Source organism: Bacillus sp. P4_D3 (assembly GCF_056401855.1).
The window spans coordinates 1-730 of the sequence record NZ_JBFUIN010001172.1 but is presented as its reverse complement, the minus strand read 5'-3'; the positions used below and the strand labels follow the sequence as shown (position 1 = coordinate 730).

1 pseudogene is annotated in these 730 nt (G+C 34.6%); it reads right to left on the bottom strand.

Annotation, left to right across the window (positions count from 1 at the left end):
* Positions 1 to 709 (bottom strand): annotated as a pseudogene (locus tag AC1DTM_RS30045) (IS4 family transposase); the annotation flags it as partial.
* Positions 710 to 730 lie beyond the last annotated feature (21 nt).

Sequence of the window (730 nt, the reverse complement as noted above, 5' to 3'; positions counted from 1 at the left end):
GTAGRAGATTGAACAGACGAAGTAACACCTTTGATAGCTCTTGGGTGTTTTTCTGTATAGTTTGGAATAGAAGAAGAAAATAGTCTTTAATCATATATATAGCTTTATACTCACTAAGCTCTCGTTTTTTCTTCATGAGGAGCAATTGGCGCATTTGAAACATGATAGAAGAACAGAGTAGAATGGCAATCAATTGACCATATAAATGGCACTCTAATCGTTCTGGTTTTATCTTTTTACAATGATGRATTTGAAAGAATGACTTCCACGTTTTAAATAAAATTTCGATTTGCCAACGCAAAGAATACCAGTCATGTACCTGTCCCATCGGGACAATATCTGTAGGGGTGTTTGTCATATATACATTGATACCRCTGAGTCGTTTACTACGAGGAGAATACTTCATTCCTTTCTTTTTTTCTCTTACAGCTTGATCTTGTAATCGTTTTTKTTGCTGTTGTTTTGTTAAYCGRTGAACAATTACACGAGCTGGCACTTTATCAATCATTCCTACATAAGCATCAGCTATTTCACATGTTTGTCCTGGTTGAAGGGAGCTCATTAACGTCTCCATATCTATCTGTATATACTCTGTACCTTTCTTAATTCTTCYRTCTTGAAAATAATCAGGGTTAGGATTTTTTTGATACATACGTGTATTCGACTTGATACGAGAGATATAGTAGGCCTCTTTATCTTGTATATGTTGACTTTATCTTGTATATGTTGA